The 9,436-nt window shown below is 37.7% G+C and carries 3 protein-coding genes and 1 pseudogene; 2 read left to right on the forward strand and 2 right to left on the reverse strand.

The genetic code is table 11. The features are described from left to right. Positions 1 to 140: 140 nt before the first annotated feature. Together JEM65_RS04080 and JEM65_RS04085 are read left to right on the forward strand one after the other, a co-directional pair. Positions 141 to 2,813, forward strand: a complete 2,673-nt coding sequence (locus JEM65_RS04080) for a glycoside hydrolase family 2 protein (RefSeq protein WP_199597326.1) — start codon at positions 141 to 143, stop codon at positions 2,811 to 2,813. Positions 2,814 to 3,185: 372 nt separating this feature from the next. Beyond that, a pseudogene (locus JEM65_RS04085) lies at positions 3,186 to 4,223 on the forward strand (virulence RhuM family protein). 280 nt (positions 4,224 to 4,503) lie between these two features. Here JEM65_RS04085 and JEM65_RS04090 read toward each other — a convergent pair. Further along, on the reverse strand, positions 4,504 to 4,944 hold the full coding sequence (locus tag JEM65_RS04090; protein ID WP_199597328.1) for a CHRD domain-containing protein: 441 nt from the start codon (positions 4,942 to 4,944) through the stop codon (positions 4,504 to 4,506). 428 nt (positions 4,945 to 5,372) lie between these two features. After that, positions 5,373 to 9,242 carry a TIM-barrel domain-containing protein gene (locus tag JEM65_RS04095; protein ID WP_233530519.1) on the reverse strand — a complete coding sequence of 1,290 codons (3,870 nt, stop codon included), beginning with the start codon at positions 9,240 to 9,242 and terminating at the stop codon, positions 5,373 to 5,375. Between the last annotated feature and the right edge of the window lie 194 nt (positions 9,243 to 9,436).

Consider the following 9,436-nt stretch of genomic DNA (forward strand, 5'->3'; position numbering starts at 1 on the left):
ATTAAATAGATACAATTACATTAATTGACACGAATTGCACGGATTTTCACAAATTGAATTACGCACCTATTCGTGATAATTAGTGTCTCTTTTTTTTATTCCGTTTAAGGATAATTTATTCTTATATCAAAACTAAAACTATGTTTAAAAGAACTTTTATCGCCTGCTGTTTCTGCATTTTAGGGACAGCATTAATAACAGCCCAGCATAATCCTGAGTTTTCAAAAGCAGGTTTCTACCCAGTAGAAAACACAGGACGCCAAGTCTTTTCAATGAATGTGGCATGGCGTTTCCATAAAGGCGCTTTGGCTAATGCCGAAGCCTCCGCACTTGATGACAGCAAATGGGCTGTGGTCAATTTGCCTAACGGGATAGAATATTTGCCAGAAGAGGCGAGTGGTGGCGCCAATTATCAAGGTGAAGTATGGTATCGTAAACATTTTACGCCCGATATTAAATTTAAAGGTAAGAAGCTCTTCTTGCATTTTGAGGCAATCATGGGGAAATCAAAAGTGTATGTCAACGGCATATTGTTGAAAGAACATTTTGGTGGTTATTTGCCAGTCATGGTTGACATCTCCAAGTATTTAGATTGGGGTAAAGATAATGTGATCGCCGTTTGGGCAGATAACAGTAATGATCCGGCCTACCCTCCAGGGAAGGATCAAGAAGTGTTGGACTTTTCTTATTTTGGGGGAATTTATAGGGATTGTTGGTTGATTTCACATAACGAGGTGTTTATAACAGATCCTAATTATGAAGATGAAATAGCCAGTGGTGGCTTTTTGGTAACGTTCGATAAGGTGTCTACAAAGGTATCAATAATCAATACTAAGCTTCATTTACGAAATGAAACTACTCAGGATTTTTCTGGAAAAATAAGATATGAATGGTTTGATAAGCAAGGAAAGCGTGTTTTGAAATCGGAGGTTCCATTTCAATTAAAAGCCAAAGCAGCAAATTCATTTTCAAATAAATCAACGCTAAAAAATTCAGAACTTTGGTCACCGGAAAGTCCTTATTTATATCAACTGCACATTTCAGTGCTAAATAAAAAAGGAAATGTGGTCGATGGGTATCGCAAACGCATTGGCATCAGAAGTGTGGAATTTAAAGGGAAGGACGGATTTTGGCTCAACGGAAAGCCTTACGGACAACCGCTAATGGGTGCCAATAGGCATCAGGATTTTGCGGTGGTAGGGAATGCGCTTTCTAATACTATCCATTGGCGAGATGCTAAAAAATTGAGAGATGTGGGTTTGAAGTTAATCCGGAATGCGCATTACCCTCAAGATCCTGCGTTTATGGATGCTTGTGATGAGTTGGGACTTTTTGTGATCGTTAACACTCCAGGATGGCAGTTTTGGAACGATGCGCCAAGTTTTGAGCAATTGGTTTATAGTGATATCCGTAATATGGTGCGCAGAGATCGTAACCGACCAAGTATTTGGCTCTGGGAACCTATTTTAAACGAAACCTGGTATCCGGATACTTTTGCCTTAAATACCAAGCATATTGTTGAAGAGGAAACGGCTGGTGGTAATTCCTACACTTCTAGCGATTTACAGGCAAAAGGAAGCGAGCATTTTCCGGTGATCTTTACCTATCCGATGGACGAAAAGGAAATGGATCCCAATAAAAATTATTACACCAGAGAGTGGGGCGATAATGTGGATGATTGGAATTCGCATAATTCACCAAGTCGAGTGTATCGCGGTTGGGGAGAGCAACCGATGCTGGTTCAGGCCTTGCATTATTCGAATCCGCCCTATTCGTATATCAGCTATAACTCCTTGCATAAAACGTCGCCACAACACATGGGCGGTGCTTTATGGCATTCATTTGATCATCAACGTGGTTACCATCCCGATCCTTTTTACGGCGGAATTATGGATGCCTACCGTCAGCCAAAATATTCTTATGAGATGTTTAAGGCGCAACGCAGTCCTGAACCCTCAGATATAATTGCCGAAACAGGCCCTATGGTGTATATCGCTAATGAAATGACGCCATTCAGTAGCTCTGATGTGATGGTGTTTTCAAATTGTGACGAAGTGAAATTGACCGTGTTTAAAGAAGGAAAAGAGTTCATTCATAAAAAAGGCAAGGCTGTTGAAGGCATGCCATCACCACCAATAGTTTTTAAAGACGCATACCATTTCTTGGATATTAAAGCGCTTCACCGTCAGAAAAAACAACGTGATGCCTATGTATTGGCAGAAGGGTTTATCGATGGAAAATTGGTAGCGACAGATACGGTTCGGCCCGCATTGCGACCAGAGAAAATTATATTGTGGGTGGACAATGAGGGCGTCGATTTAAAAGCAGATGGCTCAGATTTCGTAACTGTTGTTGCTGCGGTTGCCGATAAACAAGGCAATATAAAACGCTTGAATAATAGCGTTATTACTTTTGAAATCTCAGGGGAAGGTAGTTTGATCGGTGATGAACCCTTTATTGCAAACCCGCGACAGGTAAGTTGGGGGACAACACCTGTGCTGGTTCAAAGTAGCACGACGTCAGGATCTATCACTATTAAAGCGTCTATGCTGTTTGAAGGTACGTTACGGCCTATTGCTGGAGAAATTACGATTAATAGCGTTGCCACTAATGATGTGCTTCTTTTTGATCAAAGTGAATTGGAGGCCAAACGCAATAATCAATTCTCATCCTCTGAAAATAATTCTTCTCCTGTAAATCAAGAATTGAAGGAGGAACTTAAAAAGGTTAAAATGGAATTGAACGATTTGAAACTTAAACACGTCGAAAAACAGCAGGCGGATTTTGGTGAGAAATCTAAGAAGGATGATTAAGTGATCGTCACAGTTTTAGTCTTAGGCTCAATTAATCACTTACATTCAGACCTGTTAGGTTTTTAAAGCCTGACAGGTCTTTTGAGAAACAGCCCACTTCTAGAGTGCGCTATTCCATTCGTTTAATATTATTTTTCTTTGTTGTTTTTCTGGTAATTTCATGATTCGTTGTACTATTTGAGGCTCAGTTATTTTCTAATCTTCACCCTCTCATAGCTATTTTGTACTCATACTATGAGTATATTTGATAGTTGAATTTACTTTAGTGGTATAAATAATGAAACCATTTAAAGTCGTTTCAGAGACCTATTTTTAAGAAGAAGAAACCTGTTCGACAAGCCTAAAGTTTGAAATCTGAAAAAAAGGAAGCCAATGAGTAAGAAAGACGACATAAAAAAAGCCTATGAATTACAAACTTTAAAAAACTTTGTAATTTTTAAAACTGAAACTGGTAAGGTAAATATTGACGTTTATTTTCAAGATGAAACACTTTGGCTCACGCAAAAACGTATTGCAGAATTGTTTGAGAAAGATAGAACTGTAATAAGTAAGCATCTTAAAAACATCTTTGAAAGTGAGGAGTTAATCGAGAATTCAGTATGTGCAAATTTTGCACATACTGCCGAAGATGGAAAAATTTATAATACCAATTATTATAGTTTAAGAGCAATTACCGCCGTTGGATATCGCGTAAATTCACACAGAGCTATTGAGTTCAGAAAATGGGCGACCGAAATTTTACACGAATACATCATCAAAGGTTTCGCTATGGATGATACCCGTTTAAAGCAAATTAAACATTTTGGTGTCGATTATTTTGATGAACTATTAGAACGAATCAGAGAGATTCGTTTGAGTGAAAGAAGATTATATCAAAAAATCACGGACATCTACGCTTTATCAGCCGATTATGATAGTAAAGCGGATGTGACGAAACATTTTTTTGCTAGTGTTCAAAACAAATAGCACTGGGCAATAACAGGAAAAACTGCTGCTGAAATTATTTATACTGAGGCTGATGCTACTAAAATTTTTATGGAATTGAAAACTTGGAAACTAGCACCAGATGGTAAACTATTGAAAAGTGATGTTGTTGTTGCTAAAAATTATTTGAACACAGAACATATTAAATCCCTAGAAAGAATAGTGACCTCGTATTTAGATTTAGCAGAAAGTAGAGCAACCAATAGGAATGTTATGAATATGAAAGATTGGGATAAGTTTTTAATCCAGTTTTTAGAGTTAGCCGATTACCCTATTTTAAAAGATAAAGGCAAAATATCAATGTTGGAAGCCAAATTAAAGGCCGAAACAGAGTACGATAAGTTTAGGATCGTGCAAGACGAAAATTATATTTCGGACTTTGATAATGAGATAAATAAAATAATTGACAAAAATAAAGAATATTGAGATACGATTTTAAAGGAAGTTAAGGAAGCCAAAACAGCAAAAAGCAAATCCTGATTGGTCTTTTTTGTTTTCAAAACCTATTTCTGAGTGTTATGATTAAAATAATTAGATGGGTGATATTAATTTTTAAATTTTAACAACAGCGATTATTGCTGCTTTTTGATAGCTTTACTTTAAGAAAGAATGAAGATGATAAAAAAACGGAACAAACTTCGAAACCTTCTAAACAAAAAAAGCCGACTCTTAAGAATCGGCATTATAAATGAAATTATTAACTGTATTATTTCTTTACTAAATTCCCACGAATCTCGCCACCTGGAAAGGCTTCAGTGTGAATATTAACATAGAAAAGTCCATTATTTAAAAGGACTACTTGTTCTTCTGTTAAAACTGGACTGGTTAATGAAATTGGTGATTTTGCCGATGTAAATGGAAATATTACGGCTCCATTTTCACCAGCCGGAGCCATATGAATGTGTCCAGCAGTTGGGTTAGCAATATCATGCGTCACATTTAATACAAAGATTTTAGTGTCTTTATTAAAAGTAAGTGTAGCCTTGCCTGTTGCCGCTGAACTGTTTGCAGGAACTTCCTTAGGACCCGTTAAAGTGGTTTCAAACATTACATTCGGATCTGGCTTGGCATCATCATCATCATTACTACAAGACGCCATGGTAAAGATAACTGCTAGAAGCGCAAAGAATTTGATTGATTGTTTCATAATTGACTTAATATTTAGGTTTTTATTTTAAAGAATAGTTTTTCTTTAGAGTTTAAACATTCATAATGCTTAAAAATTGTATTGGATTTTTATTTTAACGTTATTTTATGGTTTTAGCAGTGATTAGGTTGGTTGTGGGTGGTTTTAAGTTTAACAACTACATTGTTGTCCGATAAAGAATCAAGACCGCTGCGCTTCTAGAATCAAGAACAAACCGGTTTGCCGGCAGGCAGGGACTTGCTTGCAAATAACCGACGAACAACGATAATTTAAATTGAAATTACCCAATCTCGGTAGAGATAGTTTCTAAAAGCAAGATGTCATTTTGAAAAGCTCGTAATGTCTCTTGCTTTAAATGGGTTTGTTAATTTACTTTGTATTCTTATCGGACACTTATGTCTTTTAATTTACCATAAAGAAATAAATCCTTAAAACTTCACGGCAGTTAGGTTCTTATCAACCAATAAGCCTTCCAAAGCTTTTAGATCAAAAGCTCCTTTCTTAATGGCTTTAAATTTAATAATGAATAAGTTTAGAGAACCTTTAAGCGTTTCTTGATTTCCTAAGTTGACAAAAGTTGGGTACAACACTTTCTCTCTGTTGGAGTGCAATCGGTCATTAGTTAAGTTCTCCATTTTGAAAGTATTCAAGGTTTCTATTCCGACGAATTTATAACTTGACTCATTGTAAGGAATTGCAAAACTCAAGGCATTAACGTCTTTTAGATCTTTCCCCGTAACCAACACTTCAATGATTTCATCTTTAGCATAGGTTTTCTGTTTGGTCGAGATCGAAATGTTACCAGCAACCTTTGTGGATTCTGAATTTTTAACTCCACCATCAATACGTGTTGCCACTGTAGAGATGTCATAAGCATCAATCAAATTGTTTTTATTGACATCACCATTACTGACATAACCTTCAAAATCAGCATCACCTAATCGGAGTCCGGTGTAGTTTGTGTAAGAGGTAAGGTCGTTTCGATCTACCAAACGGTCGTTATTGATGTCTCCAGGAATATAGCTTGGTGTGCCTTCCACTTTATAGATATAGAGTTCGCTTCCAGAACCAAAGTTTCCAACCGCCTTAGTGATCGCCAATTTCACATAGCGCACTGTAGGATTTGTGTCAAAAATCACCGTTTTGATGCTGTCATTTTTCGCCCAAGTAAAGGTTTCTACGTCGGTCCACTCTTGTTTATCGTTACTGTATGAGAGCGTTCCTTCCAAAATGTTGCCATTACCACCACCAGTTCTTGGCATATATTCCAACTTATCGAGTTGGTTGATGGTATTTAAATCAATGATCATATCAAACGTTTCGGCTTTCAAATCCCAGCTGGTATGCCAGCCTGTACTTTCATTAAAGTCAAAAAGATTAGCCACTTGTGCGCCACCTTGGTCTGGTACTGACACTTTTGCGGTAATGCCTTTGATAGCGAATTCGTAAGGGTTATTTTTTGTGGTCGCCATAAAATCTGTCCAGTCGGAATGTCCAGATTTATTTACTGCTCTTACTTTAAAATTATATGAGGTTTCTGGTTGTAAATCATCGAATAACAAAGCTGTTTCTTTGATTGTAGAATACAACATGTTGTTAAACTGCACCTCATAAAAATCAGCATTTATAACCTTATTCCAAGTTGGCGTTAAGGTGTAGGCATCAACATTGTCTCCTGTGGCCTGTGCGTTTTCTGGGGCTGTTAAAGCACCTGAGGTGATGCTATTGTTATCTCTAGGTGAAAACTGAAATCCTTTAATTTCTAAACTAACACCGTTTTTTGTAATGTCTGTTGGAGCTACTCTTACTAAAACTTGTGGGTTTTTAATGATCTGTAGCTTCTCAAGTCCACTTCCTTTGGTTGAGAATTTGTTGAGGTTTGGTGCCTGGTTATAGAAATAAACGTTCACTCCTGCTTGAAAATCTTCCAAGGAATTCGCTTCAGAAAGCTTCACTTTTTTCTTACCTATTTTAGCAACAACTGCTTTAGGCTGTTCAGTAACATTCACTACAAATTCCGTGGCTTTTTCGGTAATAAAATCATTAAACTGTCCTGTGGTTGGATGCACAGTAATCAATGCTTTGTTTTTAGAATCTACTTCAGAAGTTATGGACGTATAAGCGCCTGCGCCTAATTTGTAAGCTTCAGATACACCATCATCGTCATATGCTGTAAACGATGATTTCCCTGCAGGATACACTTCATAAATCCGTAGATTTTTGTCGATTTCCGACACATTGTTATTTGGATTAACCATCGGGATGATGGCACCGCTTTTTACAAATACGGGCAGTTTCCAAATAGGACTGTCAAAATGGTTGATGATTCGGTTTCCTTTATAAGTTTCGCCACTAAAGTAATCGATCCAAGTACCTTCTGGTAAATAGATACCGTTACGGATGTCATTTCCGAAGTCATCGGCTGCTGTTGTTTGATAAATAGGAGCTACCAAGAAATTTGGTCCGTACATAAATTGGTATTGTGTTGCTTTGCCTTCGGTATATGGATTTTTAGATACCATAAACATCGGTCTGATCATCGGTTTGCCATCTACAGCTTCTTTGGCAATACTATAGGCATAAGGCAAAAGCTCAGATTTCAACTTTAAATAATTTCTGTTGATTGAAGCCGCAGGTTCCCCTAAGGCATGTGGATATTTCGGGTTTGCACCCCAACCATCCATATTCAATTGCATCGGTGTAAAAGTTTTCCATTGGAAATCACGCATGTTAATGATTGGTTTATTACCACCAAAAATACCGTCCATATCGGAGGAAATATTCGGTTGCCCAGATAATCCCGACCCAATATACGTTGGAATATGGAAACGAATGTATTCCCAAACGCCTCCAGTTTGATCTCCTGACCAAATAGTCGCATAACGTTGTGTGCCTGCCCAACCATCTAAAGAGATGATAAAAGGACGTGCCTGGTCGCCATATTCTGACATAATGGTTGCAGCATCAGCAACGCCGTTTAATCCAAAAGAATAGCCTGGACCTACCCAAGCGACGTCAGTTTTTAAGGCTCTTACACCAGCCTGCCGTACTTCTTTTACGATATCACGTTGCAATAAAGCACTAATACTATCAATAGGATGCAAATCTGATTGGGTCCATAACCCTATTTCTACGCCATTTTTGCGAGCGTAATCTCCGAAAGTTTTTAGGTTTTGAATGTTTCCGTCTAAAGTTTCTGTTTGGCCGTATCCTGCACCATAACCGTCGTTTGGAAGAATCCATCCCAGTGGCATGTCATGCGCTTTATAACGATCTACAACTGCACGTCCTGAGAATTGGTAATTTCCAAGTTCTCCGTTTAAGGTCTCTCTGGCGCCGTCATTATCCTTTTGGCTTTCCTTATACAATTTTCCATCTTCAAATAGGGTTCCTTTCTCATCTTCAACCCAATAATCGCGGTTGTAAGCATTTAAGTGGCCTTCATAAAATCCAAACTTCGGAATTAAAACAGGATTTCCTGTTAATTGGTAAAAGTCATTCAATAAGGCGATAGAAGTATCGTTAATCATAAAGAAGGCATCCAAATAATCTGTGCTATGGGATAGTTTAACAGTTCCTGGTGCTTTATTTCCAAAATCATAGCTTCCCTTTTTGAAGCTATACCACATCACCGCATAGCCTTTTGTAGACCAATAGAATGGGTTGGGAGAGGCAACACCACCGTCCGTCCAGCTGTTTTGGTTTTCAATGGAAATGGTAGTTCCTTTATGAGAGAAACGTCCGTTTTGAACGCCACCGCCATAAAAATATTCGTCAGCGCTTTCTTTTAAAGTAAGCGTCACTTCTTTTTCATCAAAAACAGGCAGGGCAGTTTCTTCTACAACAACCGTTTTTGTTTGGGTGTTAACGATTCTAAATAATGACGTTTGTTTATTGAAAACGATGGTGATTTTTCCGGTTGAAATAGATAGTTCATTTTGTTGATCGATCACATTTAAATCTGAAACCTCTTTTCTGGGATTATCGACCAATATTTGAGCTTCAGGTTTTGCCTTTGGAGCACGCATACCTTCGCCAGAATTATCCTGAAAAAGTCTGAAGATATTGTCTCCAAAAAAATCAAGAAGCATCTTTTGGTTGTTAGAAAATAGCACTTCAACAGTGGTGGCATTGATTTTTTTGGCACCGATCACATTTTGTTGAGGCGAGGCTTCTATTTTCTCAATGGCAGTATTTGAAGCGCCTTGGGCGTGAAGATTGTTAAACGTCGCCATCGTGGTTAGTATAAACAAAAAATTTGCAATGGGTTTTACCGCCGGGAATTTAAATTTTATCATATATTTTTATTTAATCGCATAGGTGTTTACAAATTTGGTAAACACATCGCATCTGTTTGTTTATTATCTAGTTAAAGGTAAAAACCCTGCTCCCGATAGCTATCGGGATTCATTGCATCTTCGGCTTTTTAAACCACTGAATTATTGAAGAGATCCCGCTTTGCGGCGGGATTAGTTCAACCAGCAAAACCCAA

Source organism: Gelidibacter salicanalis, assembly GCF_016469035.1.
Lineage (GTDB): Bacteria > Bacteroidota > Bacteroidia > Flavobacteriales > Flavobacteriaceae > Gelidibacter > Gelidibacter salicanalis_A.